23 protein-coding genes are annotated in these 24,534 nt (G+C 66.5%); 14 read left to right on the forward strand and 9 right to left on the reverse strand.

From position 1 onward, the window contains the following. Window positions 1-6: 6 nt before the first annotated feature. Together ftsH and QX094_RS18155 are read left to right on the forward strand one after the other, a co-directional pair. Window positions 7-1,863, forward strand: coding sequence for an ATP-dependent zinc metalloprotease FtsH (gene ftsH / locus QX094_RS18150; protein ID WP_316176089.1), 1,857 nt, complete (start codon window positions 7-9; stop codon window positions 1,861-1,863). Between the two features lie 117 nt (window positions 1,864-1,980). Next, entirely contained in the window at window positions 1,981-3,666 is a 1,686-nt protein-coding gene (locus QX094_RS18155) for a methyl-accepting chemotaxis protein (protein ID WP_316166523.1), read from the forward strand. A 57-nt stretch (window positions 3,667-3,723) separates the two neighbouring features. Here the strand turns inward: QX094_RS18155 and QX094_RS18160 are convergent, their stop codons facing one another. Beyond that, window positions 3,724-4,653 (reverse strand): DMT family transporter, encoded by a 930-nt coding sequence (locus tag QX094_RS18160; RefSeq protein ID WP_315750076.1) that lies wholly within the window; start codon window positions 4,651-4,653, stop codon window positions 3,724-3,726. A 77-nt stretch (window positions 4,654-4,730) separates the two neighbouring features. Between QX094_RS18160 and QX094_RS18165 the strand changes: the two genes are divergently transcribed. Together QX094_RS18165 and QX094_RS18170 are read left to right on the forward strand one after the other, a co-directional pair. Then, complete coding sequence (locus QX094_RS18165) at window positions 4,731-5,456, forward strand: TetR/AcrR family transcriptional regulator (RefSeq protein ID WP_316176090.1); 726 nt, start codon at window positions 4,731-4,733, stop codon at window positions 5,454-5,456. Between the two features lie 41 nt (window positions 5,457-5,497). Then, a complete protein-coding gene (locus QX094_RS18170) occupies window positions 5,498-6,280 on the forward strand; it encodes a sulfite exporter TauE/SafE family protein (protein WP_315714134.1) in 783 nt (260 codons plus the stop codon). A 10-nt stretch (window positions 6,281-6,290) separates the two neighbouring features. Here the strand turns inward: QX094_RS18170 and QX094_RS18175 are convergent, their stop codons facing one another. Both QX094_RS18175 and mgtA read right to left on the reverse strand, forming a co-directional pair. Further along, window positions 6,291-7,220, reverse strand: coding sequence for a DMT family transporter (locus QX094_RS18175; protein WP_315827652.1), 930 nt, complete (start codon window positions 7,218-7,220; stop codon window positions 6,291-6,293). Window positions 7,221-7,363: 143 nt separating this feature from the next. Beyond that, on the reverse strand, window positions 7,364-9,922 hold the full coding sequence (gene mgtA, locus QX094_RS18180) for a magnesium-translocating P-type ATPase (RefSeq protein WP_315827653.1): 2,559 nt from the start codon (window positions 9,920-9,922) through the stop codon (window positions 7,364-7,366). 208 nt (window positions 9,923-10,130) lie between these two features. Here mgtA and QX094_RS18185 point away from each other — a divergent pair, with 208 nt between their 5' ends. The 6 genes from QX094_RS18185 (at window position 10,131) to QX094_RS18210 (ending at window position 17,116) form a co-directional block, all read left to right on the forward strand. Beyond that, a complete protein-coding gene (locus QX094_RS18185; protein ID WP_315827747.1) occupies window positions 10,131-11,399 on the forward strand; it encodes an efflux RND transporter periplasmic adaptor subunit in 1,269 nt (422 codons plus the stop codon). Beyond that, a complete protein-coding gene (locus tag QX094_RS18190; RefSeq protein ID WP_315750080.1) occupies window positions 11,396-12,622 on the forward strand; it encodes an ABC transporter permease in 1,227 nt (408 codons plus the stop codon). The genes QX094_RS18185 and QX094_RS18190 overlap by 4 nt, the downstream gene beginning before the upstream one ends. Next, window positions 12,615-13,298: an ABC transporter ATP-binding protein gene (locus QX094_RS18195; RefSeq protein WP_315714138.1), complete on the forward strand. Its 684-nt coding sequence runs from the start codon at window positions 12,615-12,617 to the stop codon at window positions 13,296-13,298. Before QX094_RS18190 ends, QX094_RS18195 begins: the two co-directional genes overlap by 8 nt. A 347-nt stretch (window positions 13,299-13,645) precedes the next feature. Beyond that, complete coding sequence (locus QX094_RS18200) at window positions 13,646-14,938, forward strand: adenylosuccinate synthase (RefSeq protein WP_315714139.1); 1,293 nt, start codon at window positions 13,646-13,648, stop codon at window positions 14,936-14,938. Window positions 14,939-14,974: 36 nt separating this feature from the next. Then, window positions 14,975-16,624, forward strand: a complete 1,650-nt coding sequence (locus QX094_RS18205) for a hypothetical protein (RefSeq protein ID WP_315714140.1) — start codon at window positions 14,975-14,977, stop codon at window positions 16,622-16,624. A gap of 54 nt (window positions 16,625-16,678) precedes the next feature. Next, window positions 16,679-17,116 carry a DUF5413 family protein gene (locus tag QX094_RS18210; protein WP_315714141.1) on the forward strand — a complete coding sequence of 146 codons (438 nt, stop codon included), beginning with the start codon at window positions 16,679-16,681 and terminating at the stop codon, window positions 17,114-17,116. Window positions 17,117-17,140: 24 nt separating this feature from the next. On the opposite strand, the gene QX094_RS18215 is transcribed toward QX094_RS18210, so the two are convergent. Together QX094_RS18215 and QX094_RS18220 are read right to left on the reverse strand one after the other, a co-directional pair. After that, window positions 17,141-17,389 (reverse strand): GCG_CRPN prefix-to-repeats domain-containing protein, encoded by a 249-nt coding sequence (locus tag QX094_RS18215; protein ID WP_315714142.1) that lies wholly within the window; start codon window positions 17,387-17,389, stop codon window positions 17,141-17,143. 32 nt (window positions 17,390-17,421) lie between these two features. After that, window positions 17,422-17,667, reverse strand: a complete 246-nt coding sequence (locus QX094_RS18220; RefSeq protein WP_315714143.1) for a hypothetical protein — start codon at window positions 17,665-17,667, stop codon at window positions 17,422-17,424. Between the two features lie 261 nt (window positions 17,668-17,928). On the opposite strand from QX094_RS18220, the gene QX094_RS18225 reads away from it, so the two are divergent. Next, window positions 17,929-18,888 carry an AraC family transcriptional regulator gene (locus QX094_RS18225; protein ID WP_315714144.1) on the forward strand — a complete coding sequence of 320 codons (960 nt, stop codon included), beginning with the start codon at window positions 17,929-17,931 and terminating at the stop codon, window positions 18,886-18,888. Between the two features lie 75 nt (window positions 18,889-18,963). Beyond that, complete coding sequence (locus tag QX094_RS18230) at window positions 18,964-19,497, forward strand: DUF4112 domain-containing protein (protein ID WP_315750086.1); 534 nt, start codon at window positions 18,964-18,966, stop codon at window positions 19,495-19,497. A gap of 99 nt (window positions 19,498-19,596) precedes the next feature. On the opposite strand, the gene QX094_RS18235 is transcribed toward QX094_RS18230, so the two are convergent. From QX094_RS18235 to msrA, 3 genes are all read right to left on the reverse strand, one after another. Further along, a complete protein-coding gene (locus QX094_RS18235) occupies window positions 19,597-19,881 on the reverse strand; it encodes a hypothetical protein (protein ID WP_315714146.1) in 285 nt (94 codons plus the stop codon). Between the two features lie 397 nt (window positions 19,882-20,278). Next, the gene (gene msrB, locus QX094_RS18240; protein WP_315750087.1) at window positions 20,279-20,689 is read right to left on the reverse strand and encodes a peptide-methionine (R)-S-oxide reductase MsrB; all 411 of its coding nucleotides are present in this window, start codon (window positions 20,687-20,689) and stop codon (window positions 20,279-20,281) included. A 112-nt stretch (window positions 20,690-20,801) separates the two neighbouring features. After that, a complete protein-coding gene (msrA, locus tag QX094_RS18245) occupies window positions 20,802-21,515 on the reverse strand; it encodes a peptide-methionine (S)-S-oxide reductase MsrA (protein ID WP_316176092.1) in 714 nt (237 codons plus the stop codon). Window positions 21,516-22,562: 1,047 nt separating this feature from the next. Here msrA and QX094_RS18250 point away from each other — a divergent pair. Then, window positions 22,563-22,820: a hypothetical protein gene (locus QX094_RS18250; RefSeq protein ID WP_315714149.1), complete on the forward strand. Its 258-nt coding sequence runs from the start codon at window positions 22,563-22,565 to the stop codon at window positions 22,818-22,820. Window positions 22,821-22,997: 177 nt separating this feature from the next. After that, entirely contained in the window at window positions 22,998-23,249 is a 252-nt protein-coding gene (locus QX094_RS18255) for a hypothetical protein (protein ID WP_315750090.1), read from the forward strand. A gap of 10 nt (window positions 23,250-23,259) precedes the next feature. On the opposite strand, the gene ppk2 is transcribed toward QX094_RS18255, so the two are convergent. Then, window positions 23,260-24,390 (reverse strand): polyphosphate kinase 2, encoded by a 1,131-nt coding sequence (gene ppk2, locus QX094_RS18260; protein WP_315714151.1) that lies wholly within the window; start codon window positions 24,388-24,390, stop codon window positions 23,260-23,262. Between the last annotated feature and the right edge of the window lie 144 nt (window positions 24,391-24,534).

Raw genomic sequence — 24,534 nt, forward strand, 5'->3', positions numbered from 1 at the left:
GCCGACATGGAATCCGACCCGAACACCCGCAAGCAGGCCGTCGCCGTCGGCTACATCTTCCTCGCCGGCGTCGGCATGCTGCTGCTGCAATGGCTTCTGACGACCTACAACACGGTCGAGACGATTCCCTATAGCCAGTTCGAGCAGCTGATCGAGCAGGGCAAGATCTCCGAGGTGTCGGTCAGCCAGGACACCATCCAGGGCAAGTTCAAGGACAAGCAGTCCGACGGCAAGACGTCGTTCATCACCGCGCGCGTCGATCCGCCGCTGGCCGCGAAGCTTGCCGCAAAGGGCGTGACGGTGACTGGTGTGCCCTCGGGCGGGCTGATTCAGGCGCTGCTGTCCTGGGTCGTGCCGGCGCTGATGTTCTATCTCATCTGGGTGTTCCTCGGCCGCAAGGTGATGGATCGCCAGGGCTTCGGCGGTCTGATGTCGATCGGCAAGTCGCGCGCCAAGGTCTATGTCGAGACCGACACCAAGGTCACCTTTGCCGATGTCGCCGGTGTCGACGAGGCCAAGTTCGAGCTGCAGGAGGTGGTGCAGTTCCTGAAGGATCCGAAGAGCTATGGCCGGCTCGGCGCACACGTGCCCAAGGGCATCCTGCTGGTTGGCCCGCCCGGCACCGGCAAGACCCTGCTCGCCCGCGCGGTAGCGGGCGAAGCGGGTGTGGCGTTCTTCTCGATCTCCGGATCCGAGTTCGTGGAGATGTTCGTCGGCGTCGGCGCTGCCCGCGTGCGCGATTTGTTCGAGCAGGCCCGCAAGGCCGCGCCTTGCATCATCTTCATCGATGAGCTCGACGCGCTTGGCCGCAGCCGAAGCGTCGGCGGCCAGTTTGGCGGCTACGACGAGAAGGAGCAGACGCTCAATCAATTGCTGGCGGAGCTCGACGGCTTCGACCCAAGCTCCGGCGTCATCCTGCTCGCCGCGACAAACCGGCCGGAGATCCTCGATCCCGCGCTCATGCGCGCCGGCCGCTTCGATCGCCAGGTGCTGGTCGACCGCCCTGACAGGGGCGGGCGGCTCGCAATCCTCAAGGTGCATGTCCGCAAGATCACGGTCGCCGACAGCGTCGATCTCGACAAGGTCGCGGCACTGACGACCGGCTTCACCGGCGCCGACCTCGCCAACCTGATCAACGAGGCCGCGATCGCGGCGACCCGCCGCAAGGGCCACGAGGTGACGTTCGACGATTTCACGATGGCGATCGAGCGCATCGTCGCCGGCATCGAGAAGAAGAGCCGCGTGCTCAGTCCCGCCGAGCGCCGCCGTGTCGCCTATCACGAGATGGGTCACGCGCTGGTCGCGGCCAATCTCGTCGGCGTCGATCCGGTGCAGAAGGTCTCGATCATTCCGCGCGGCGTCGGCGCGCTCGGCTACACGATGCAGCGCCCGACCGAGGATCGCTTCCTGCTCGCGGTCAGCGAGTTGAAGAACCGCATCGCCGTGCTGATGGGCGGACGGGCTTCCGAGCAGTTGATCTTCGATGGCGATGTCTCGACCGGCGCCGCCGACGATCTGCAGCGCGCGACCGAGATCGCGATCGAGATGGTCACCAAATACGGGATGGATGCGACCGTCGGGCAGCGCACCTACGCGCCGCGTCCACAGGTGTCGTTCCTGCAGCCACAGGATCAGATCGTGTCGGCCGCGGAGGAGACCGGGCGCGAGATCGACCTCGCCGTCCGGGATCTGATTGCAGACGGCGATGCCCGTGCCAGGGCGATTCTCGAAAGCCATCGCCCGGACCTCGAGCGCGGCGTCGCGCTCCTGATTGCCAAGGAGACGCTGACCGCCGAGGAGTTCGCGCCGTTGCGGCCGGCCTCCGCTGCGGTCCCGGTCCGGGATGCCGTTGCCCCGAGCTGATCCGGGATTCTACGGAGGGCGTTCGCAACCGAACTCTAACCATCGCCTGATCAGTTAACCAGCGGCTCACCTTGACAGATCGAGGTCGTCGATCGGGGACCGGGCGGAGTTCGTTGCGTGCTGCTGAACAACCTGAAGATTGCCCCCAAGCTCGCCATCGTCGTCGGCGTGGCGATGCTGGGCCTTGCCGCGGCCGGTACGTTTGCCGGCACTCTGATGCAAAAGGAGATGGTCAATGCCCGCATCGAACAGTGCCGGGCGATCGTCGAGACCGCGCGTAACATGGCCCTCGGCCTCATCAAGGATGTCGAAGCCGGCAAATTGACGAAGGAGGCCGCGCTCGACGAGTTCGTCAATCGCGGGAGAACGATGACCTTCGACAAGGGCACGGGCTATCTGTTCGCCTATACGATGGACGGCAATGTGGTGCTGTCCCAGGATCCGAAGCAGCGCGGCTCGAACGTGATCGATTTCGAGCTCAACGGCCGTAAGCTCGTCGTCGAGCTGCGCGACGGCGTTGCCAAGGATGGCGAAGTCACCTTGCACTACGAATACCTGCGCCCCGGCCAGGAGCAGCCGACCCGCAAGATCTCCTATGCCGTGATGATTCCCGGTTGGAATACGTTCGTGGGCACCGGCGTCTATGTTGACGATCTCGACGCGAAGATGAAGCCGCTGAAGTGGCTGATCTGGGTGGCCTGCGCAGGCATCGCGGTCGTCGCCGGCGGGATCGCCTGGCTGATCAGCCGCAGCATCAGCGTGCCGCTCGATCGTCTCGGCGTCCGCATGCGCGAGATCGCCGATGGCCGGCTCGAGGGCGAGATTCCCGGTGTCGGCCGCGGCGACGAGATCGGCGGGATGGCCTCCACTGTCCAGATCTTCAAGGACAACGCGCTGCGGATGCGCGAGCTCGAGCAGGCCGAGGCCGCCACCCAGCAGCGTGCGGCCGCCGAACGGACCGCGGCCATGCAGAATTTGGCCGCCGACTTCGAGCGCAGCGTCAACGGCATCGTCCGCTCGGTGGCGTCGGCGGCCGAGGGCATGCAGCACACCGCGCAATCGATGACCTCGACCGCGAGCGATGCCAGCTCGCGCGCCTCGACCGTCAGCGCCGCCACCCAGAGCGCCAATGACAATGTCGGCACGGTCGCGGCCGCGGCCGAAGAGCTGTCGAGCTCGGTCAATGAGATTTCGCGCCAGGTCGCCCGTTCCAGCGAGATTGCGAGCAAAGCCGTGGGCGATGCGGAGCGCACCAATGCCACCGTTCAGGTGCTGTCGACCGGCGCCGAGAAGATCGGCGAGGTCGTCAAGCTGATCCACTCGATCGCGGCGCAGACCAACCTGCTGGCGCTGAACGCCACCATCGAAGCCGCGCGCGCCGGCGAGTCCGGCAAGGGCTTTGCCGTCGTCGCCTCGGAGGTGAAGGCACTCGCCAACCAGACGGCGAAGGCGACCGAGGAGATTTCGGCGCAGGTCGCGGCGATGCAGACCTCGACCCAGGATGCGGTCACCGCCATCAGCGGCATCACCCAGACCATTGCGCAGATGAGCGAGATCACCAATTCGATCTCGACCTCGATCGCCCAGCAGGGCGACGCGACGCGCGAGATCGCGCGCAACATCCAGTCGGTCGCCGCCGGCTCGAACGAGATCAGCGCGCACATCGGCGGCGTGACCAAGGCGGCGGAAGCGACAGGCATGGCTGCCGCCGAAGTGCTGTCGAGCGCACGTGAGCTCGACAGCCAGTCGAGCCTGCTGCAGCGGGCCGTCGATGGCTTCATGGCGAAGGTGCGCACGGCCTAGTCGCAGCGGTGATGGACCGGGCCTGGCCTTGAAAGCACGGCGTGAGCTTGCAGGCGCTCACGCGACCTTGGTGCGGCCGGTGCGGGAGGCGATGATCACGCCGGCGATGACCAGCGCGTAGCCGATCAGATGAAACGGCTTCAGCTCCTCGCCGAGCAGCAGGATCGCCAGCACCGAGCCGAACAGCGGCACCAGATGCAGAAACGGCGCGGCGCGGTTCGGCCCGATCAGGCCGATGCCGCGATTGAAGAACAGATAGGCGAGCGTCGAGGCGAACACCACGACGTAGCCGAGGGTCAGGAGCGATAACAGATCGAGCTGCAGCACGAAGCCGGACGCGTATTCCCACGCGGCCAGCGGCAGCAGCAGCAGGGCGCCCAAGGCCGTGCAGCACGAGATCAGCGACAGCTGGTGCACGGCCGGCCGCCGCGTCATGACCGCCGAGTAGATCCCGAACACCAGCAGCGCCCCGGCGAACATCAAGTCACCGCGGTTGAACTGAATGGCGGCCAATGCGCCGAGGTCTCCGCGCAGCAGAATGACCAGCACGCCGGTCAAGGATATCGCGATGCCGGCGAACTGCGCCGCCGTCAGCCTGACCCCGAACAGCACGAGCGACCATAGCGCTACGAACAGGGGGGCCGAGGATTGGATCAGCAGCCCGTTGAGCGCCTGGGTGTACTGCATCGCCCAGTAGGACAGCGCATTGTTGATGGCGAAGCCGGTCAGCGCCAGCACCAGCAGCAGCGGCCAGCTGGCCAGCAAGGTACGCCAGTCGCGTACGAGATGCGTCCGCGCGAACGGCCACAGCATCAGGAAAGTTCCGATCCAGCGGATGCAGGACAGGGTCAGCGGCGGCACGTGCCCGGCGACATAGCGCGCCAGCACGATGTTGCCGGCCCAGAACAGCGAGGCCAGCGTCAGAAGCAGATAGGGCTGGTTGTTGAGCCAGGCCAGCGGCGAGGTCGGATGCGATGCGGTGGGCAAGGAATCGGCTTCTCTTGTTGACCGGAGCTTGTGCCCGAAATGGCGGGCGGGACAAGAGCGCCGGGCGGAAGGCCGCCATGTCGAAACACCAATGGGCCTCCTTTACAAAACGAATATTCGTTTTGTATGCTCATCGCAGACGGGAACGCCATCGAGCCGACAGCCGCAACCCTGCAACGGCTCGGCAGGAGCTGCGCATGCCGAAACTCAAGCCCGAGACGATGGCCGCGCGCCGGGACGAGATCCTGCAGGCCGCCGAGGCCTGCTTTGCCCGGCAGGGATTCCATCAGACCACGATCGCCGATGTCATTGCGCAATCTGGTTTGAGCGCGGGCTGCATCTACGGCCATTTCGCCAGCAAGGAAGAGCTCATTCAGGCGATCGGCGAGCATCGCCATGCCCGTGATGCCGCCCTGTTGGCCACGGCGCGTGAGATTTCTGATCCGTTGGAAGCGTTGCGCGCCATCGCGCGCGCCTCGTTGGCAGACATGCAAAAGGAAGAGGGCCTGCGCCACCGGCGCATCGCGCTGCAGCTCTGGGCCGAGGCGCTGCGGGACGATGATATCCGCGCGCAGGTGACGGACGGTGTGCGCAAGCCGGCCGTCTTGATCACCGAGCTGCTGCAGCGGGGCCAGCGGCTCGGCGTCATCGACCGCTCCGTTCATCCACGCAGCATGGCCCGCACGATCGTCGCGATGTTCCAGGGGTTCGTGCTGCAGCGATTGTGGGGCGAGCCGTTCTCGTCATCCGAAGCGATGGCCGCATTCGAGACGCTGCTGACGGGACTCACGGCGCGGCGATGACCTGAAGCGACTGCCTCTCCAACCGTACCGGGCGGGTCTCAATGACGAGCGTTCCTGATCTCATTGCCGGTCTCGGCACCGGGCTGGTCGGCGGCTTCACTTCGGGGCTGCTCGGCGTCACTCCCGGTGGTGGGCTCGTCGTGTTCGCGGTCATGCTGCTCGGCGCCGAGCAGCACACCGCGCAAGGGCTCTCGCTGGTCGCGCAGATCCCGCCGACCAGCGCGGCCGGCATCAGGCGCTATTGGGATAGCGGCAATCGGGTGACGGCTGCGGTGTTGCTCTGGCTCGGCCTGGGATTCCTGGTCGGCGGCATCGTCGGCGCACTGATCGCGAACTGGACGACGGCGGCGGTCCTGCAATGGGCCTATGTGATCTACCTATTCTTGCTCGATGCTCTGCTGCTGCGCAGGCGACGGGCGAAGGAGTCCGCCGAAGCAACCGGCGCCGCGCCGGATCCACATCGAGCAGCGCTCCTTGCAGTTGGCTGCGCGGCCGGCGTGTCCTCAGGCTTTCTTGGGATCGGCGGCGGGCTCGCCACGGTGGTTGGCTTGAGCGCGGTGCTGGGCATGGCACAGCACCGCGCCCAGATGATCAGCCTGGCGCTGACGCTGGTGCCCACGACGCTTCCATCCGCCTGGATCTACTGGCGGCACGGCGCCATGCCGGCCTGGCCCACGCTCGTCGCGGTGATCGTCGGCCTCGCGGTCGGCACCGATGTCGGCGCGCGTCTCGCGAACCGCGTTCCGCCGGAACGGTTGCGCGTCCTGCTGGTGGGCTTTGTGTCGCTGATGGCCGTGTGCATGACGCTCAAGGCGCTCGGATGAACCGTTCGCCTCATGTCGCCTGCTTGCGCGAGGCCGCGTAGACGCCGCTCAGCACCAGGGCGAAGCCGATCACGTGGAAGATCTGCGGCCGCTCGCCGAGGAAGACGAACGCCATGATCGAGCCGAACACCGGCACCACGTGGAAGAACGGCGCGGCGCGGTTGGCGCCGATCAGAAGAACGCCGCGGTTGAAGCACAGATAGGCGATGGTCGAGGGAAAGATCGCGACGTAGAGCAGTGACAGCAGGTTCTGGGTGTCGAGCGCCATCACCGGGCGCGTGTTGAGCTCCCAGATCAACAGCGGGATCAGGCTCGCGGCTCCGCAGCCGAAGGTGAAGGCGACCATCGACAGGCCATGGATCTGCGGCCGCTTGATCGTCAGCACCGAATAGAAGCCGAACACCGCCATCGCGACCAGGAAGATCAGGTCGCCCTTGTTGAAGCTGATGTCGGTGAGCGCGGCCGGATGGCCGCGCGTGAGGATCAGCAGCACGCCGACCATCGACAGCACGATGCCGATGGCCTGCGCCAAAGTGAGATGCACGCGCAGCAGCAGCATCGACCAGAGCGCCACGATCAGCGGGCCGCCGGATTGCAGCAGCAGCGTGTTGAGCGCCTGGGTGTATTCGAGCGACCAGTACTGCAGCGTGTTGAAGGCGCCGATGCCGGTCACCGACAGCGCGATCATGACGCCGAGCTTGGAGCGGATCGCCGGCCAGTCCTGGCGAAGCTGCTTCCAGGCCAGCGGCAGAATGATCAGGAACGCCAGTGACCAACGCAGGAACGACAGGGTGACAGGCGGAATGTGCCCGGCAGCCAGCCGGCCGACGATCGCGTTGCCGGCCCAGCACAGTGCGGTGATGCTGAGCAGCACATAGGGTTGGTTGGCGATCCAGGCGCGCGCGGGCGCGGCGGACGCGGTGGGATCGGCGGCAGACATGCGGCGGTGTTGGCCCCGGTTCGTGCGCCGCGGCATCCGGCCCGGTCATCCCGGCCGCTGGTCCTCCCCGGCCTCGTCGACAGACACCAATTGCAGCTGCCTATCAAGAGGGCAGATGCATCGCGACTATGCAGCGGCGCTGGTCATGAACCGCGGTGGTGATGCCGCCGGTGAGTTCGCAAGGTCGTGGACTGTACGGCGACCGATTTGAGACCTTCGGCGCAGACCAGATAGGCGATAACGAGAGCCGCGATGGTGGCCAGCACGGCGATCGGCGGCACCACGAAGCCGAACCAGGCGCCGGCCGGGGTGAAGGGCACGACGAGCGCGACGGCGAGCGCGGTCAGTGACGACGCAGTCAGCATCGGATCGGCGCGGTTGCTCCATGGCCGTCCGTTGGTCCGGATGATGAAGATGACGAGGATCTGGGTCGCCATCGATTCGAGGAACCAGGCGGTCCGGAACTCGTCGGGCGTCGCATGGAACAAATAGAGCAGGGCGCCGAAAGTGAGAAAATCGAACAGCGACGACAGCGGGCCCATGATCGCGGCAAAGCGCAGCAGCCGCTTCATGTCCCAGCGCTGCGGCCGCGCGGTGGCCTGCGGACTCACACGATCGAACGGGATGCCGAGTTCGGAGAGATCATAGAGCAGGTTGTTGAGCAGGATCTGCGTCGGCAGCATCGGCAGGAAGGGCAGTATGATCGAAGCGAGCGCCATGGACAGCATGTTGCCGAAATTCGAGCTCGCGCCCATTCGCACGTATTTCAGGATGTTGGCGAAGGTGCGCCGCCCTTCCTCCACACCGTTGGCGACAACCTCGAGATCGGAGGCGAGCAGGATGATGTCGGCGGCGGATTGCGCCACGGCGGTGGCGCCGTCGACCGACAGGCCGATGTCGGCCACCTTCAGCGCCGGCGCGTCGTTGATGCCGTCACCCAGGAAGCCGACGACGTGGCCCGAGGCCTGCAGCGCCTTGACGATGCGCGATTTCTGATCGGGGGCGAGCCGGCCAAACGCGTCGGCCGAGCGCACCTGCACCGCGAGCGCGTCATCGCTGAGTTCGGCGATGTCGCTGCCGGACAGCACGCGATCCGCCCTCAGTCCGACCAGCCCGGCCAGTCGCTTGACCACGACCGGATCGTCGCCGGAAAGGATCTTCAGCGCGATGCCGGCGCGCGCAAGCTGTGCGATGGCCGCGGCTGCGGTCGGCTTGGGCGGATCGGCGAACGCGCACAGACCCTCGAAGATCAGTTCCTGCTCGTCATCGGTCTCGATCTCGCGCGGCGCGCCGGTCCAGGGCCGTGACGCGATTGCGACCGTGCGCAGGCCCTCGCGCGCCAGCGCGTGAACGCGCGCGCACATCTCGTTGCGGCCGCTGGTGTCGATCGGCGTAGTCGCGCTGCCCTGCCGTTGCTGCGTGCAGAGCTCGATCACCGCCTCTGGCGCGCCCTTCACGATCAGGATCTGATCTGCCCCGCGGATCGCCAGCACTGAGCCGAGCCGGCGCGAGAAGTCGAAGGTCTGCTGTCCGCCCAGGGTCCATCCTGCTGCCGCACGGTCCGCGCCGGCGATGAGCGCGGTGTCGAGCGAGCCCCGATCGCCGCCGAGCGCGGCAGCGATCGCGCCGAGCTCCGCGGCTCGCGGGTCGTCGCTGCCGTCGGGCGCGATGCTTCGGGCGAGCGTGATCTCTGCTGAGGTCAATGTTCCCGTCTTGTCGGTGCACAGCACCGACATCGCGCCGAGATCATGGATCGCCGCGAGCCGCTTCACGATCACCTTGCGGTTGGCCATGCGAAGCGCGCCGCGCGACAGGGTCACGGTGGTGATCATCGGCAGCAGCTCGGGCGTCAGTCCGACGGCCAGCGCCACCGAGAACAACAGCGAGTCGAGCACATCACGGCCGAACACGACGCGCACCGCGAGCACGATCACGACCAGCGCCAGCGTCAGCCGCGCGATGACGAGGCCGAACTCGTGCAGGTCGCGCTCGAACGGCGTGCGGGCCTGCGCTTCGGCCAGCGCCGAGGCGGCAGCGCCGAACATCGTGTTCGGCCCGGTGTTGACGACGAGCGCGACGGCCTCTCCGGTCTGAGCCACGGAGCCGCGAAACAGCGCATTCGACGTGTCGTTCTCATCGCTGGGAATACCGGCCTGTTTCGTCACGGGATAGGGCTCTCCCGTCAGCGCCGCCTCGCCGGCAGTGAAGGCCTTGCTTTCGATGATCAGCGCATCGGCAGGAACGATGTCGCCCGCGCGGACGCGCAGGATGTCTCCGGGAACGACGGCGTCGACGTCGATCTCGCGATAGGCGCCGTCCCGCTTGACCTCGGCCTTCAGGGCCACGGAGCGGCGGAGCTCCTCGGCCGCCTTGACGGCATGCCCCTCCTGAACCGTATCGAGTCCGATCGACAGCGTGAGGATGAGGACGATGATGGCGCCGCCGATCACGTCGCCCGTCACCATCGAGATGATGCCGGCCACCAGCAGGATCAGCGATAGCGGCTCGAGCAGGCGGCGGAGCACGGCGCGCATCGGCCCCACGACATGCGATGGGGAGTCGGCATTCCGGCCGTAGCGTTGCAGCCGCTGCTCGGCGTCGGCTCTGCCGAGGCCGTCCAGGTCGCAGCCCAGCGCTGCGCCTGCCTGCGCAGGCGACAGGCGCCAGAACCGGTGTAGGCCGGGGGTCGTATCAGTGCTCACATGCGTCCGTTCATGTTCGTGGATGATTGGTAATGGTCATCATGCCTGATTTGCATGAACGATCGTCCGCCGGTTGACCTAGCGCAACATCCTGCTGTCGCGATCCCCTAGCTTTGTGTGCAATGCGCCGCGGGCTGACGGCCGCACTCAAGGAATGGATGGCGCGTCACTGGGCATCATCCGCATTGACGAGTTTGTGTTGACGACCATGGCCGATCATGCCGCAGCTCTCCCGTCCCCTACGAAAGCCGCCGTTGGTCCGACCGTCCTAGCGGCGGTCTGGGCGCATCGCTGGTTCGCTCTCGCCATCATCGTGCTGCTCGGCCTTGGCGGCTGGCAAAGCGTCCGGGTCATGCTTGGGCCTGCCATCGTGGTCGATCAGGTCCGGCGCGGCGACCTCGTCGAGACCGTCGTTGCCAGCGGTCACGTCGAGACGCCGTTCCGCGTCGAGATCGGCAGCCAGATCACCGGCACCGTCGAGGAGGTGCTGGTGCTGGAAGGCCAGCACGTCACCAAGGGCCAGCCGCTGATCTCGCTGGAGTCGCGCGAGCTGAAGGCTGCGGTGGTGCAGGCACAAGGGCAGGTGGCGCAGGCCGAGGCGCGGATGCGCCAGCTCGCCGAGCTGACCTTGCCGTCGGCGAAGGAGGCTTTGCGCCAGGTGCAGGCGACCTTGCTCAATGCTCAGCAGACCTATGACCGGACGTCGCAGCTGACCGGCAACGGCTATGCCACGCGCGCGGCGCTCGACGAGGCCCAGAAGACGCTCGACGTTGCGCTGGCCCAGAAGCGTGCCGCCGAATTCCAGGTCTTCACGGCGAGCCCCGGCGGCAGCGACTACGTCATGGCCGAGACGCAGCTGAACCAGGCGCGCGCCAATCTCGACACGGCGCAGTCGCGTCTCGGCTATGCGACGATCTCGGCGCCGCGCGACGGCGTGCTGATCACGCGCAGTGTCGAGCGCGGCACCGTGGCGCAGCCCGGCAAGACGCTGCTCGTCCTGGCGCCTGCCGGCGATCTCCAGCTCGTCCTGCAGATCGACGAGCGCAATCTCGGCAAGCTGGCGCTCGGCCAGACGGCGCTCGCGTCGGCCGATGCCTACCCCGACAGGCGCTTCCCCGCTGTGGTCAGCTACATCAATCCCGGCATCGATATTTCCCGCGCGTCCGTCCAGGTCAAGCTGATCGTCAAGGACCCGCCCGACTATCTGCGCCAGGACATGACGGTGTCTGTCGACATCGAGGTCGCCTCCCGCAAGGATACGCTGGAGCTGCCGGTGCGCTCGGTTCACGATATCACCTCGGGACAGCCCTGGGTGCTCGGGGTGAAGGATGGCCGCGCCGCCAAGCAGCCGGTGCGCGTCGGCATCCGCGGCAACAGCCATGTCGAGATCGTCGACGGCTTGAACGCCGGTGACATCGCCGTGCCCCAGAGTTCCGGCATCCTGACCGGCCAGCGCTTCCGCCCGGTGCTGCCGTGAACCGCTGGCTGCCCTTCGAGTGGATCGCGGCGGTGCGTTTCCTGCGCGAGGGCCGGCTGCAGACCTTGTTCATCATCGGCGGCATCGCGATCGGCGTCGGCGTCATCGTGTTCATGTCGGCGATGCTGGCCGGCCTCGAAGCCAATTTCATCAAGCGGGTGCTGACCTCGCAGCCGCAGATCCAACTGCTGACGCCGGATCAGGTTGCGCGTCCCCTGCGCAACGACAATGGCGTGATCGAGGATGCCATCGTGCAGCGTCCGAGCCAGCGCGTGATCTCGATCGATCAATGGCCGAAGATCCGCAATCAGATGCTGGCGATGCCGGAGATATCGGCGGTGTCGCCGACCATCTCCGGCTCCGCCCTCGCCATTCGCGGCGACGCCAGCCGCGCCGTGACGCTGTCCGGCATCGAGCCGGAGAGCTACTTCACAATCGTGCGCGTGCCGGACTACATCGTCGCCGGCGAGCCGCGGCTGACCAGCGAGGACATCATCATAGGTACCGAGCTCGCCAGGGATCTCGGCGCGATCGTCGGCGACAAGCTCAATGTTCAGGCGGCATCCGGCGCCAACCGCGTGCTGATCGTGACTGGTCTCGTCGATCTCGGCAGCAAGGGCGCCAATCAGCGCTCCGCCTATGTCGCGCTGCGCACGGCGCAGTCGCTGCTCGGCATGGTCGGCGGCGTCACCACGATCGACATCACCGTACGGGACATCTATGCCGCTGAGGACATTGCGCAGCGCATCCAGGCCGCCAATCGCGTCAAGGCCGACAGTTGGATCAAGACCAATGCGCAGTTCTTCACGGCGGTGCGCGCGCAGGCGACATCCAACACGCTGATCCGCGTCTTCGTCGCGCTCTCGGTCGCGTTCGGCATCGCGGCCGTGCTGATCGTCTCGGTGATCCAGCGCTCCAAGGAGATCGGGATCCTGCGTGCGATGGGCACCTCGCGCGGACAGATCTTGCGCGTGTTCCTGCTGCAGGGCGGGCTGCTCGGCTTCGTCGGCTCGCTGTTCGGCGCGGCAATGGGCGCGGGTGCGCTGATCTATTGGCATGCGGTGCAGCGCCAGGCCGATGGCTCGGAGTTGTTTCCGTTGATCCTCGAACGCCGATTGTTTCTCATCACGGCCCTGCTCGCGACGGTGACGGGCCTGCTCGCCGCGACCGCGCCGGCGCTGCGCGCGGCCAAGCTCGATCCGGTGGTGGCGATCCGTGGCTGAGGTCCTGCTGCGACTGGAGAAGGTCTGCAAGGCCTACAATGTCGGGCTGCCGACCGAGACCGAGGTGCTGCACGACATCGACATCGAGGTCGACCGCGGCGAGTTCGTCGCGCTGATCGGTCCGTCCGGCTCCGGCAAGAGCACTCTGCTGAACATCGTCGGTCTCTTGGACCGGCCGACCTCCGGCCGGTTGACGATCAAGGGCCAGGATACTGCGTCGCTCAGTGATACCGAGCTCACCCATCTGCGCGGCCATACCATCGGTTTCATCTTTCAGTCTCATCTCCTGATCTCTGCCTTCACGGCCAAGGAGAACGTGATGATGCCGCTGCTGGTCGATCGCGGCTTCCCGGGCCCCGAGATCGAGGCGCAGGCGTCGAAGCTGCTCGACCAGGTTGGGCTGGCGAAATTCGCCGACCATCTCGCGAGCAACATGTCGGGCGGCCAGCAGCAGCGGGTCGCGGTGGCGCGGGCGCTGGCGATGAACCCCGATCTGGTCCTGGCGGACGAGCCGACCGGCAACCTCGACACCAAGTCTGCCGAAGCGGTCTTTGGCCTGATGCGCGACGTCAATCGGGAGGTCGGCACGAGCTTCCTGCTCGTCACCCACAACCTTGATCTGGCCCGGCGCTGCGATCGCATCATCGAGGTTGTCGACGGCCGCATCCAGAGCTGAGGGCGGGCCGCTTCGATCGTAGATTCGCCGCCGTTCGGAGGCTTAATGGAACTGCCCGGGTCGATGCGCCGCCAGAAGCGCACGGCCGGGTCGCCCGATCCGCAGCCGGGGCGGCTTGAAATTTTGGGGCTTATCAAAGGCTTGGTGGCGCTCTTGTGTGCTCCGAAGGCCCGTTCTCGCTTGCCTAGCCCGGCGGCTTCCTTTATCCGGTGGGTCGCCTCGCAAGCGAGCGGTCCTGGCCGCGATTTGGGCTGGGCGCATGGTTGGCCAGGCTGGCCCCTCATCGGAAGCGATTTCGTCCGAACCGATCGTGCTGTTTTGGATCTTGGCAGAGGAAAGAGCTGCGAATGGCTAACGTCGTCGTCGTCGGCGCCCAATGGGGTGACGAGGGGAAGGGCAAGATCGTCGACTGGCTGTCGGAGCAGGCCGACATCGTCGTTCGCTTCCAGGGCGGCCACAACGCCGGTCATACGCTTGTCATCAACGGCGCGACGTACAAGCTGGCGCTGCTGCCGTCGGGCGTGCTGCGCACCGGCAAGCTGTCGGTGATCGGCAATGGCGTCGTGTTCGATCCGCAGGCCTTCCTGGACGAGGTCGGCAAGCTCCAGTCGCAGGGCGTCGCCATCAGCCCGGACAATCTGCGCGTTGCCGAGAACGTCACGCTGATCCTGCCGCTGCACCGTGAACTCGACGCGCTGCGGGAATCCGCGAGCGCGGCGACCGCGATCGGCACCACCCGCCGCGGCATCGGCCCGGCCTATGAGGACAAGGTCGGCCGGCGCGCGATCCGGCTGATGGACCTCGCCGATCTCGATACGCTGCCGCACAAGATCGACCGCCTGCTCGCGCACCATAATGCGCTCCGCCGCGGCCTCGGCCTCGAGCCGATCGACGGCCAGCAGATCCTGCGCGAGCTGACCGCCTTCGCGCCGAAGCTGCTGCCCTATGCGGAGACGGTCTGGCGGCTGCTCGACATCAAGCGCCGCGAAGGCAAGCGCATGCTGTTCGAGGGCGCGCAGGGTGCGCTGCTCGACGTGGACCACGGCACCTATCCCTACGTGACCTCGTCCAACACGGTGGCGGCGCAGGCGGCCACCGGCGCCGGCCTCGGGCCGGGCGCGATCGGCTACGTGCTCGGCCTGTGCAAGGCCTACACGACCCGGGTCGGGCAGGGGCCGTTTCCGACCGAGCAGGACAACGAGACCGGCCGCAAGATCGGCGAGCGTGGCCGCGAATTCGGAACGAATACCGGCCGGCCGCGTCGTTGCGGCTGGTTCGATGCGGTCCTGGTCCGTCAGGCGGTCCGGACCTGCGGCATTAACGGTCTTGCGCTGACCAAGCTGGACATTCTCGATGGTTTCGACACCATCGATGTCTGCACCGGCTACAGGCTGGACGGCAAGGAGATCGATCATTTCCCGGCAGGTGAGGGCGCGCAGTCCAGGGTCGAACCGATCTACGAGACGATCGAAGGCTGGAAACAGCCGACGGCGAACGCGCGCTCCTGGGCCGATCTGCCGGCACAGGCCATCAAATACGTCCGGCGCATCGAGGAACTGGTGGGTTGCCCGATCGCGCTGCTTTCCACCAGCCCCGAACGCGAGGATACTATTCTGGTCCAGAATCCCTTCGAGGCGTGACGGGACCCGACAGCTGAGCGCGCGAATTGAGTTGATATGGCCGACTACTACCCGCTGATAGCCCGTGCCATTGCCGGATTGGACCCCAACGCTCCCGGGGAAAGCCGGCGTGCGCTTTACGAGCGGGCCCGGGCGGCGTTGATCGCACAGTTGCGCAGCGTCCAGCCGCCGCTCAGCGAGTCCGAGATCACGCGCGAGCGGCTGTCGCTCGAGGAGGCCGTTCGCAAGGTCGAGGCGGAAGCAGCCCAGCGTGCCCGCGAGGCGCAGCGGGCGTCCAGTGGCGCTGCCCGCCCAGGCGATGCCCTCCGGCGGGCCGGTGCGCGCAATTCGGATGCTCCGGCAGCCCCCTCGGCTCAGCCCACTCCGACTCCAGACCAGGCCGCCACTGCCGCCCCCCGGCCACGACCGGCGGGCCCGGCTGCTGCCCGGGCCGAGCGGCCGCCGCTCGGCGCCGAGACGGCCGAGCTGCGTCCGGCGCGCAATCCGCGACCGGAAGCGCCGCCGGCTGCCGCTGGCGCACCAGCTGTGCCACCGCGGCCCCAGCCGCCTCAAACGCCTCCACAGGATGGGGCGGCGCCTCCCGTGCGCGAACGTCCGGCTGCCGCCCGCCGCGGTGCTCAGGACAACGGCAATCCGGCAACGCCGCCCGCCATGCGCGGCTTCCGCGACATCACCGCTGATGTCGACGATCTCGGCAAGGCCACCGCGCAGGCCAACCGCGCGGCGCGCAAGACCTACGCCAACGTTCCGGCCACCGATCTCGATCGGCTCGAGGGCGACGACGATGACCGGCCGCCGCTGCCCGAGGCGCCGTACTCCTATGACGAGTCGGTCCAGGAGGCCGAGCGCTACGCGCTGCCGGCCACCTCGACCCGCCAGCGTGGCGCCGCTCCGGATCGCGAGGGCAAGAAGAAGCCGGAGCGCAGCGGCTCGACCTTTCCGTTCAAGGCCGCCATCGCCGCCGGGATCGTGCTGATCCTGATCGGCGCCGGAATTCTGTGGGGCCGGCCGCTGGTCGGGATGGTCAACGGCCTGTTCAAATCGTCCTCGACGGTCGAGGCGCCCAAGGACACCGGCGCGCCGCTGAGCAAGCCGAAGATCACCGACCGCGTCGGCCAGTCGCCGTCCTCGGACCAGATCGCGCCGGTCGCACAGCGCGTCGTGCTGTATGACGAGGATCCCGCCGATCCGAAGGGCAAGCAGTACATCGGCTCGGTGGTCTGGCGTACCGAGCAGATCAAGGCGACGGGCACGCAGAAGGCCGATATCGCGGTGCGCGCCGACATCGAGATTCCCGATCGCAAGTTCAAGATGACGATGTCGTTCCGCCGCAACACCGACACGTCGCTGCCGGCGAGCCACACCGCCGAGCTCACCTTCATCCTGCCGCAGGACTTCTCGGGCGGCGGCGTCGGCAACGTGCCGGGCATCCTGATGAAGTCCAACGAACAGTCACGCGGAACGCCGCTGGCGGGCCTTGCGGTGAAGGTCACCGACGGCTTCTTCCTGGTCGGCCTGTCCAACGTCGACGCCGACCGGACCCGCAACGTGCAGCTCCTGAAGGAGCGCTCCTGGTTCGACGTTCCCTTGGTCTACACCAATCAGCGCCGGGCCATCATCGCGATCGAGAAGGGCGCGCCGGGCGAGCGCGCGTTCAACGACGCCTTCGCGCTGTGGGGTGACTGAGCAGGCCGCACGCGCCTCGCGCGTTCGGCGAATCGCCGAGGCAGGAGATTGGGCATGAAGCGATATCTCATCTTCGTTGCCGTAGGCCCGGCGCTGGGCGGCTTCGCGCTGCTCCTGGTCACGACCTACATGTCCGGTTATTGGACCAACACCAATCCGGGCGAAGTGGCCAAGCTGTTCAAGGTCTTCGTCACCTCGCTGCAATACAGCTACCTGTTCGGCTTCTTGCCGGCGCTGATGATGTGCGCGATCGACGACATCCTGTTCCACGTCAGGCGCATCGGGCCGACGTTGCGGATGCTGCTGGTGGGCGGCATCGCCTTCCTGCTCGCGGCCTTCAACTACGCCTCGCATGGCTCCGAATACGGCATCGTGCAGTGGATCCTGTACGGGCTGGTCGGCTTCATCCCGGCGACGGTGTCATCGTGGCTGGTGCACAGATTCGTTGAGGAGCCGCAGCCGGCGGTCGTTACTGAGCCGCCGACTGCGTAAGCCGATCGCACGAGCCGATCAGCCCTACCTGCCGTTGCCGCGGCAGCGGCCGCCGGGGCCGATGTGAAAGCCGCGCGGGCAGGCGTGCGCCGCCGGATTGGCGTAGTTGCGCAGGCATCCGCCATAGGGACCGCGGTGCCAGCCCGGGCCGCAGCCGCCGGCGACCTGGATCACCTCAGGCTTGGATCCGGCGTCGATCGGAGCCAGCGGCATCGCAGATGCGCCGACGGTGAGAACTCCCAACAGGAGCGCGCTGGTGAGGATGGTTCGCATCGATGGTCTCCCTGGTGTGATTTGCGAAAGGGTCAGCCGCCGGCAGCGAAGGCGATGCCGGCACGCACCTCGGTGATGGCCTGATCGATCAGCCCCAGCGCGCGCTCGCGATGGCCGCCCTTGTTCGGTGTCGCCTGAGCCAGCTCGGCCCGCGCCGATTGCAGCATGGTGATAGTCGCGGTCATGTGCGGCTGCGCGCCGAGCGCGTAGCCGATCCCGATGCAACCCGCGAGGGCGGCGCCGAGGCAGAGCTTGCGGGCCGCGGAAGACATGGTCATTTCAATCTCTCCTCGTACTCATGGCTGTTCGACTTGAAGGGTGCAGGCCGCAACGCATGTCCGCGTGCGTCCATCGGCATCGCTAGTTGAACCCGTTGCCGCTGTCTTGGACTCATCGGCATGAACGGTCGCGCGACTTGGACTGATCGGCGCTCCCGATCCCGTCTCGATGAGCTCTGCCGACTTCAGCGGCCGTTCATCCCGCCGCTGCCACATTGATCGCGTTGCTTCGGAAATTCCTTTGCCTCGGGTCCGATTTCGATGACCATCGTCAGGAAAATGCTGTCGACCGACATGCTGCCGAAAGGGCTCGACGACAGGCAGCGCTTCTTGTGCTTTGCGGAATTGTTCGAGCACTTCTCCAACACGGGTGAGCTCGATCCGGCCGAGGACGTGCCGTTTCGCGCCGCAATGAACGCGATCCACATCGGGACCACCCTGCTCGGGCGCTGCGACGGCACCTTCACCCGTGTCAGGCGCGAACGGCGCCAAGTGCTCGCGACCAATGACGACCGCTATTGCCTGGCGCGCAACGCCGGCAGCCGCGAGGCGATGGTCGTCCATCGCGGACGCGAGTTCGTTCTGCGCCCCGGCGCAATGGTGCTGCTCAAGCTCGATGAGCCTTTCTTCAGCGCCGACGGCGCCAGCCACAAGCGCTTCGTCAACGTGCATCTGCCGATGATGACGCTGCGCTCGATGGTCTCCGGTGTCGATGATCTGGTCGGACGCGAATTGGCGCCGGGCGGCGCGCTGTCGCTGGCGATGGATTACAGCGAGCTGCTGCTCGCCCATCCCGCCGCGGCCGACGAGGCCGGCCCGGCGATCGCGCAGCATCTGCTCGATCTGGTGGCGCTCGGGCTCGGTGTGCGCGGCGACGCGATGCGCAAGGCCGGCCGCGGCGGCCTGCGCAGCGTTCGCCTGGCGGGGCTGCTGACCATTCTGAACAGCCGCTTCACCGAGCCGGATTTTTCGGCGCAGAAGCTCGCCGTCGCGGCCGGGCTGTCCGAGCGCTACGTCAATGACCTGCTGCATGAGGCCGGCGCCGGCTTCTCGGCCCGGCTGAACGAGCTGCGCCTGCGCAAGGCCATGGACCTGCTGGCCGGCGGCGGACGCCGCATCAGCGACATCGCGTTTGCCTGCGGCTTCAACGACCTGTCCTATTTCAACCGCTGCTTCCGGCGCCGCTTCGGGCTGACGCCGACCGGCGCCCGGGGCCGCTAGGCGAGACAAGGCGACGGTTCGACGCAACTTGTGCCGAGCCCCGCGCGTTGCCATCTCATGGGTATGCAAGACCACATGGCTCCCTCGCCCCGCCGCGGACGCGCCTCGCAGGCGCACTTCGACGCCAATGAGGCGCGCGGACCGATCATCGACCAGGACGGACGTGAGATCCCGCAGGGCTCCTTCCGGTCCTCGTTCAACGGCGCCTTCGTCGGTCCGGACGGTGTGCGCTTCGATTTCAACACCGCCAATCCCTTCGGCAATCTGACCCGTGAGCAGCGCATCGCGCGGCTGGAGGCCGTGGCGAAGCTGCTCGACGTCGCCTTCGTCCTGCCCGGCACCAACATCCGCTATGGCATCGACGGCATCATCGGCCTGATCCCGGTGGTCGGCGACCTCATCGCGACCGCGCTGTCGCTGTGGCTGGTGCGCGAGGCCCGTGCGCTGGGCGCGCCCTGGCACGTCATTACGCGGATGCTGGGCAATGTCGCGGTCGAGGGGGTGATCGGCATGGTCCCCGTCGCGGGCGACGCCTTCGACGTGCTGTTCCGCGCCAACATGCGCAACGCCAAGATCCTGCGGCGGTGGCTGGATACCCAGTCGCGTTGAGGCGCTGCGAGACCGGGCCAAAACCTCGCAAACCGACCCCCATAAAAAAACTGCCCCGCGCGAGGCGGGGCAGGGTGTTGAAGACTGGTCTGGCAGCCGTCAGGCCGCATCGGCGTCCTGCGCCTTGTCGACCCCCCGGCGCGGCAACGGAAACGCCTCGCTCTCATACAAGGTGCGGATGCCGTTCTGGTCGAAGCGGGCTTCCTCGACCTGCAGGTAGGCGCCATTCAGCGAATCCGCAGGCAACTCCTCCATGGCGAAGCGCACGGCTTCAGCCGCGGTGCCGAACCGCCGGTAGGCGAAGCCCGCCCGCTTCTTCTTGCGGATGGCGGCGGGAAACAGTTCGGCAGAGGTGTTGAAGTTGAACGGACGCAGTGGACGCATGGTCTGAGACCTCTTCTTGTCGGCTGGAAGCGCTGACGCGAGCTTTCAAAACATTCAGCTTGGCAATGACGCCAGCGATTGCGGGGGTGGAGGGCGGGATTTGCCGCTCCAGGCGGCCCGGCCCTGCATAGTCAGTTACGGTCTCTAATATAGGCCGATTTGGCAGAAATGCGAATCCTGCACGCTCACATCGTAAATCCGGCCTGGTTCGGGGCCTACTGAAATATCCTATTTTTTCAATGGTTTAATCGATCCACAACTTGTGAATGCAGGAGAGCCCGATCTGCACGGCTAAAATCTCGCCCCTGGTGGCCGGTTTTGGCCCCCGGCGCCGCGCCGGCCGCCAGCCCAGCGGCCCCGATTACCGTCCGTGACGGAACCGGGGCCGATGGAGACGTCACCGCGGCTTCAGCTTCAGGGCCGCCGAGTTGATGCAATAGCGCAGGCCGGTCGGCCCCGGGCCGTCGGGAAAGACATGGCCGAGATGGCCGGAGCATTTCGAGCACAGCACCTCGGTGCGGACCATGCCGTGGGTATGGTCGGTCTCCTCGTCGATGTGGCTCTCCGTCGCCGGCTGGGTGAAGCTCGGCCAGCCGCAGCCGGAGTCGAATTTGGCGTCGGACTCGAACAGGGTCTGGCCGCAGCCGGCGCACACATAGGTCCCGGCGCGATGCTCATGCTCGTATTCGCCCGAGAACGGGCGCTCGGTCGCCTTCTCGCGCAGCACGGCGTACTGCATCGGCGTCAGCTCCTCGCGCCATTCCGCCTCGCTCTTGATGACCTTGTCGCTCGTCTTGGTGTCGCTCATCCCGTTGTCCTCCGGGCGGACCAAACTGGTCCGCTCCCTGTGATTGCGCTGATCGGCCTCGGTCGCGGCCGCAGGTCGTCGCCTCAGTTCGTTACCCAGTTAGTTCGTCGCCTCAGTTCGTTGCCTTGGCCTCGCCGACCAGCGTCGGCTTCTCGACATAGTTCTCCGCGAAGATCTTCTTCAGATTCTCGATCTTCGGCAGGTCGTTATAGGCAATATAGGGCTGGCTCGGGTGCAGCGTCAGGTAGTCCTGATGATAGGCCTCGGCCGGATAGAACGCGTCGAGCTTGCCGATCTTGGTGACGATCGGCTTGCCGAACACCTTGGCCTTTTCGAGCTGGGCGACATAGGCCTCCGCGACCTTCCTCTGCGCCTCCGAGGTGGTGAAGATCGCCGAGCGATATTGCGGTCCCGAGTCCGGGCCCTGTCGGTTCAACTGGGTCGGATCGTGCACGACCGAAAAGAAGATCTGCAGAATCTTGCCATAGGAGATCTTCTTCGGGTCGTACTTGATCTGGACCGATTCCGCGTGGCCCGTCGTGCCGCTCGAGACCGTGCGGTAATCGGCCGTGGCCTTGGTGCCGCCGGCATAGCCGGACACCGCGCTGACCACGCCGGCCGTGTGCTGGTAGACGCCCTGGACGCCCCAGAAGCAGCCGCCGGCGACGACAGCGGTTTCCAGCGCGTCGGAGGCCGCCTGGTCCTGGGCCGGCGGCGGGATCACAACGGCCTGCTCGGCGGCGTGCAGCGGCTGCCAGGCCAGGATGCCGGCCGCCATCGCACCGAGCACGGCTGTCTTGACGAAAAGGGAGCGGGTGAGGCGCATCTTCGGATCCTCGTGAGGGGTGGCTTGTCTCGTCTCGCCGGCCGGAAACACTGGCCCGGTCCGGCCTCTGCTGCAAGATACGTCGGTGCCCGGCCGGCGTTACGGGGGACGTGACACGACTGCGTGAACAGGCGGGTGGCGCGAGGCGTGCGCTATCGCCCAATGGGTGCCGGGACGGCGCTGGGAGTTGTGGCGAGAGCGTTCCAGGCATGGTGATCTGTTCTCGCGGCCCGAATTGCCCGAGGGATGCCGGTTCATTGGCCCTCCGAAAGCGGAGGGCGCAGGGAAGGCCGGACCTCGACTGAGGCCCGTGGCCCGCCTGCGGAAAAAATGCAGGCGGCAGGTACCACAGGTTCAGCCGGACAGATCCGGCCCTCCCTGCGCGATGGTTTTAACGCTTATACGTGCTCTCCCCGGGGACCGGCTGTCTTGCCCCCGTCGCCGGCGGATCATCACCGCCAGCTTGGCCTCAGCGTCGGGAGGCCAGGACCACACGCTTTCGCCGTCCGCGCCATGCCGTTCGTCCGCAGGCGCTTCGCCCGCTGCAACATGTCGCATCCATCGCATTTCGCTGCCAACGTCCGTGACGATCGCGATACGTCCCCTGCCGTGCAACGAAACGCAGGCATCATAAGCCTGATTTGGGCACGGCGCGAAATGATTTATGTTTTTCAGAAGACCTTGACAGCTTTTGTCGTCGCCGGCCGATTTGCCCGACGGGCCGAACGGCGCTGCCGCATGCGAGGAAGGTGCAGTGATTCATGCATGGGTGGGCAGCTACGAGATTCACCATCGTCGATATCGTCGACGGCGCGACGCGCGACGTCCAACCCGCCAGGTCACGATCCCATCACGCTTCGCCGATCCTCGAACCATGATGTCATTCCATTGTCGCGGTCGTGATGCCGGCGCGGCGGGACGCCGCGAATATTTCCTCCATCCGATGGTCAATACAGAGGCGGTCGCGCCTCGACCGGCAGGGCCCTGACCAGGGCATCGATCAATCGAGTGCGCGCTCTCCGCCCCTTGAGAACCTGGAGAACAATCATGACAATGTGGAAATCGAAGGCGGCAGCCGTGCTGCTGTCGATGGCGACTGCCGCGCCTGCATCGGCGCAGGGTTGGTTCTACGGCGAGCAGGAGCCGGGGGCGTTTCAGGCGATGTATCCCGATCGCGACGTGCTCAACGGCGGCGCACTGACGCCGGCGGGACGAATGGGCCTGGTGCGCGCCTCCGGCGCGGTGCTCGTGTTTCCGCCGCCGGCTCATCTCCGCCCGTATGATCGGCGGCCGCAGCGGCGATGACGCGTCGCCCGGAAGGCGCCCTATGATCGGCTGCCCGGACAGCGGCTGCCGCGCTACGTCTGAGCGATGGGCGCGATCACGAACGGCCGTCGGCTCGCGCGGTCGTGATTGGGATGCCGCTTTCGCCTGCCTACATCATCGCCTGCGTGAACTGGTGCGCAACAGGGAAGACCAATCATGATCGCATTCAGGAGCCTGGCGGCAGCTCTGCTGATGTCGACGCTGGCGGCCACCGCGGCATCGGCCCAATTCTCCGAGCCGGCGGCCTATGCGGCCATGCATCCCGAACGCGACGTGCTCAATGGCGGCGCGCTGACGCCGGCGGCGCAGGCGGAACTGGCCCGCCGTGGCACGTCGGCCTTTCCGAATGCAAATGCAGCGATGCCTCCGGCCGATCGCGTGGGGCCGCATCGGCGTCATCGGCGCTGAGCGCGTCGCCTCAGTTGGCGTGCTCCTCGCGCTCGTGGATGACGCTGGCGCGGCCGACGATGAGATCGTCGACCTGGCCGATGCGTGAGACGTCCTTGCCGGCATAGGGCAGCGAATGCAGCACGCAGCGCATCGCGTTCAGCCGCGCCCGCTTCTTGTCGTCCGACTTGATCACGGTCCACGGGCAGTCGGCGGTGTCGGTGGAGAAGAACATCGCCTCCTTGGCGCGGGTGTAGTCGTCCCATTTGTCGAGCGAGGCGGTGTCGATCGGCGACAGCTTCCATTGCTTCAACGGATGCGCCTCGCGCTCCTTGAAGCGGCGGCGCTGCTCCTCGCGGCTGACCGAGAACCAGAACTTGATCAGGTGCATGCCGCTGCGTACGAGGTTGCGTTCGAACTCCGGCACCTGGCGCAGGAACTCGTCATATTCGGCCTGCGAGCAGAAGCCCATCACGCGCTCGACGCCGGCGCGGTTGTACCAGGAGCGGTCGAACAGCACGATCTCGCCGGCGGTCGGCAGGTGCTCGACATAGCGCTGGAAGTACCATTGGCCGCGCTCGACGTCGCTCGGCTTGTCCAGCGCCACGACGCGGGCGCCGCGCGGATTGAGATGCTCCATGAAGCGCTTGATGGTGCCGCCCTTGCCGGCGGCATCGCGGCCCTCGAACAGCAGCACCAGGCGTTGCCGCGCATCCTTCATCCAGTTCTGCAGCTTCAGCAGTTCGGTCTGCAGGATGAATTTCTGCTCCTCGTAGTCCTTGCGATACATCCGGTATTTGTAGGGGTAGCCGCCCTGGCGCCAATTGTCGGCGAGCTCGTCGGAGGTGTGGCGCCTGTCGCGCTTGGCTTGTTTGCCTTCGATCAGCGCCTTCATCAGCTTGGCATCGTCGGGTGCTGCGCCGTCCAGCATGGCCCTGATCGGTGCGCTGTCGGCGTCGAGCGCCGGCGGTCCGTTCAGCACGGTCTCGAACGCCGACAGCCCGGTGATCTGCGCAGCCTGCATCTGTTCGTCGACCAGCGACTGGGCGATCGGATCGAGCCCCGCAGCCGATTGCAGGCGCGGGGCGTGCACGGTGGCGGCTGCGCGCTTCATGCGTCGGCCATTGGAGGCCTTGGCTTTCGTGGTCTTGGACTTTGCCATGCGATTCCGCTGCCTGCTGTTGGTTTAACAGAGATGTGAATCGATTTTTATCCGCCAAGGACCCTGCGTCAGGTTGACGTGGATCAACCGGCCGCAGGTGGGTACCAGCGAGGCGAGCGAAATCGTCTCGCGCGGTAAAGCCGG

The sequence above is a fragment of the Bradyrhizobium sp. SZCCHNS1050 genome, from assembly GCF_032484785.1.
Taxonomy (GTDB): Bacteria; Pseudomonadota; Alphaproteobacteria; order Rhizobiales; family Xanthobacteraceae; genus Bradyrhizobium.

What these genes read in the sequence shown, in the direction of transcription:
- QX094_RS18165 (WP_316176090.1), top strand. Translation starts at nt 4,731, where the DNA reads ATGTCGAAACACCAATGGGCCTCCTTTACAAAACGAATATTCGTTTTG.
- ppk2 (WP_315714151.1), bottom strand. Translation starts at nt 24,390, where the DNA reads ATGGCAAAGTCCAAGACCACGAAAGCCAAGGCCTCCAATGGCCGACGC.
- QX094_RS18210 (WP_315714141.1), top strand. Translation starts at nt 16,679, where the DNA reads ATGAAGCGATATCTCATCTTCGTTGCCGTAGGCCCGGCGCTGGGCGGC.
- QX094_RS18200 (WP_315714139.1), top strand. Translation starts at nt 13,646, where the DNA reads ATGGCTAACGTCGTCGTCGTCGGCGCCCAATGGGGTGACGAGGGGAAG.
- ftsH (WP_316176089.1), top strand. Translation starts at nt 7, where the DNA reads ATGGAATCCGACCCGAACACCCGCAAGCAGGCCGTCGCCGTCGGCTAC.
- QX094_RS18220 (WP_315714143.1), bottom strand. Translation starts at nt 17,667, where the DNA reads ATGACCATGTCTTCCGCGGCCCGCAAGCTCTGCCTCGGCGCCGCCCTC.
- QX094_RS18215 (WP_315714142.1), bottom strand. Translation starts at nt 17,389, where the DNA reads ATGCGAACCATCCTCACCAGCGCGCTCCTGTTGGGAGTTCTCACCGTC.
- QX094_RS18225 (WP_315714144.1), top strand. Translation starts at nt 17,929, where the DNA reads ATGACCATCGTCAGGAAAATGCTGTCGACCGACATGCTGCCGAAAGGG.
- QX094_RS18255 (WP_315750090.1), top strand. Translation starts at nt 22,998, where the DNA reads ATGATCGCATTCAGGAGCCTGGCGGCAGCTCTGCTGATGTCGACGCTG.
- QX094_RS18175 (WP_315827652.1), bottom strand. Translation starts at nt 7,220, where the DNA reads ATGTCTGCCGCCGATCCCACCGCGTCCGCCGCGCCCGCGCGCGCCTGG.
- QX094_RS18235 (WP_315714146.1), bottom strand. Translation starts at nt 19,881, where the DNA reads ATGCGTCCACTGCGTCCGTTCAACTTCAACACCTCTGCCGAACTGTTT.
- QX094_RS18230 (WP_315750086.1), top strand. Translation starts at nt 18,964, where the DNA reads ATGGCTCCCTCGCCCCGCCGCGGACGCGCCTCGCAGGCGCACTTCGAC.
- QX094_RS18205 (WP_315714140.1), top strand. Translation starts at nt 14,975, where the DNA reads ATGGCCGACTACTACCCGCTGATAGCCCGTGCCATTGCCGGATTGGAC.
- QX094_RS18250 (WP_315714149.1), top strand. Translation starts at nt 22,563, where the DNA reads ATGACAATGTGGAAATCGAAGGCGGCAGCCGTGCTGCTGTCGATGGCG.
- QX094_RS18185 (WP_315827747.1), top strand. Translation starts at nt 10,131, where the DNA reads ATGGCCGATCATGCCGCAGCTCTCCCGTCCCCTACGAAAGCCGCCGTT.
- msrA (WP_316176092.1), bottom strand. Translation starts at nt 21,515, where the DNA reads ATGCGCCTCACCCGCTCCCTTTTCGTCAAGACAGCCGTGCTCGGTGCG.
- QX094_RS18170 (WP_315714134.1), top strand. Translation starts at nt 5,498, where the DNA reads ATGACGAGCGTTCCTGATCTCATTGCCGGTCTCGGCACCGGGCTGGTC.
- msrB (WP_315750087.1), bottom strand. Translation starts at nt 20,689, where the DNA reads ATGAGCGACACCAAGACGAGCGACAAGGTCATCAAGAGCGAGGCGGAA.